The following is a 292-nucleotide window of genomic DNA, read 5'->3' on the forward strand; positions in this document are numbered from 1 at the left end:
TGACAGAAAGGGAAACGAGGCCGATCTGTGCAACAAGGCCCTGCGGGATCCCGAAGATGATCGTCAGGCCAACGTTCAGCTGGACCACACCAATACCAAGGCTGGCTGCGATGCCGAACACGCCACCAACAAGGGCGAACATGTCGATGATGTCACCGAAAATACCGTCGACCTTATCTCCTAGAAGCGGGCGGAGAGTGGATCGAACGGTCAGACGATCGTGCTTGCGGTACGCGAAGTAGCCAAGGGCAATGCCAACAAGACCATAGAGAGCCCAGCCGGAAATGCCGTA

At 56.5% G+C, this 292-nt stretch carries 1 protein-coding gene; it reads right to left on the bottom strand.

Going from position 1 to position 292, the window contains the following annotated elements; all coding sequences use genetic code 11:
* On the bottom strand, positions 1-292 hold a 292-nt coding region (locus tag QP415_RS11450; RefSeq protein WP_285100159.1), incomplete at both ends, for a BCCT family transporter.

Origin of the sequence: Pauljensenia sp. UMB3104, assembly GCF_030217285.1 — a bacterium.
In the GTDB taxonomy this organism is placed as follows: Bacteria; Actinomycetota; Actinomycetes; order Actinomycetales; family Actinomycetaceae; genus Pauljensenia.